3 protein-coding genes are annotated in these 1,349 nt (G+C 68.9%); 1 reads left to right on the top strand and 2 read right to left on the bottom strand.

What is annotated here, in order from left to right:
• Positions 1-13: 13 nt before the first annotated feature.
• Complete coding sequence (locus ACWDNU_RS45915) at positions 14-574, bottom strand: LOG family protein (RefSeq protein WP_355276364.1); 561 nt, start codon at positions 572-574, stop codon at positions 14-16.
• Complete coding sequence (locus tag ACWDNU_RS45910) at positions 571-1,146, bottom strand: LOG family protein (RefSeq protein ID WP_449673458.1); 576 nt, start codon at positions 1,144-1,146, stop codon at positions 571-573. Before ACWDNU_RS45910 ends, ACWDNU_RS45915 begins: the two co-directional genes overlap by 4 nt.
• An 87-nt stretch (positions 1,147-1,233) precedes the next feature.
• Here ACWDNU_RS45910 and ACWDNU_RS45905 point away from each other — a divergent pair.
• The coding region (locus tag ACWDNU_RS45905; RefSeq protein WP_449673457.1) for an AsnC family protein at positions 1,234-1,349 on the top strand (116 nt) is incomplete at its 3' end.

The following is a 1,349-nucleotide window of genomic DNA, read 5'->3' as shown; positions in this document are numbered from 1 at the left end:
CGTCGAATATCTCCTAGCCCTCGGCCGGTGCGGCCGGTTCCAGCGCAGCGAAGGCGGCGGGCAGATCGGTGACCACGGTGATGCGGTCGCGCGCCTGCTGCGTCACGATTCTGCGTTCGTACAGTTCATCGATCCAGCGGAAGAGTCCGCCGTAGAAGTCGTCGGCGTCCAGCACCACCACGGGTTTGGCGTGTTCGCCGAGGTAGCCGCCGGTCCAGGTCTCGAACAGTTCCTCGAGCGTGCCGACCCCGCCGGGCAGCGCGAGGAACGCGTCGGCGCGCGCCTCCATCAGCTGCTTGCGCTGGCGCATGGTGTCGGTGACGAGCAGTTCACCCGCGTCGACGTCGGCGACTTCCTTGTGCACCAGGTGTTTCGGGATCACGCCGACGGTGTGCGCCCCGCCGGCGCGGGCCGCGGTGGCGACCGCGCCCATCATGGACACGTGGCCACCGCCGGAGACCAGTTGCCAACCGCGCCGGGCGATCTCGGTGCCCACCCGGGCGGCCAGGCTGATCAGGCCGGGATCGGTGGTGCTGGCGGAACAGTAGACACAGACGGAGTAGGGGGCGCTCACCACTGGTCCTCGGTGCCGAGGCGCTCGATGTCGGCGTGATCGCCGGTCTCGCCACGGATGATCCGCACGACCTCGTCGACGCTGTCGGTGATCTGGATCAGGTCGAGGTCCTCCGGGGAGATCTTGCCCGAGACCGCCATCGTGTTCCGCAGCCAGTCGACCAGGCCGGACCAGTAGGCGCTGCCGAACAGGATGATCGGGAACCGGGTGATCTTGCGGGTCTGCACCAGGGTCAGCGCCTCGAACAGCTCGTCGAGGGTGCCGAAACCGCCGGGCAGACAGACGAAGGCCTGCGAGTACTTCACGAACATCGTCTTGCGGACGAAGAAGTACCGGAAGTTGATGCCCAGGTCGACCCACTCGTTGAGCCCCTGCTCGAACGGCAGCTCGATGCCGAGCCCGATCGAATAGCCGCCCGCCTCGGAGGATCCGCGGTTGGCGGCCTCCATCGCGCCGGGACCGCCACCGGTGATCACCGCGAAGCCCGCGTGCGAGAGCGCGGCGCCGATCTCCCGGCCCGCGATGTACTCGGGATCGTCGCGGTGCGTGCGCGCCGAACCGAAGACTGTCACCGCGGGCGGCACCTCGGCCAGCGCGCCGAAACCCTCGACGAACTCGGCCTGGATCCGCAGCACCCGCCACGGATCGGTGTGCACCCAATCGCTGTCCTGCCGGGAGTCGAGCAGGTTCCGGTCAACGCCCGCTCCAGCTACGCGGAGATCGGCAAGGTGGTCGGGCTGTCCGCCCCGGCGGTGAAGCGGCGCGTGGACCGGCT

Source organism: Amycolatopsis sp. NPDC003676 (assembly GCF_053587275.1).
The sequence above is the reverse complement of the archived record's forward strand: the minus strand, read 5'-3'. Positions and strand labels throughout refer to the sequence as shown.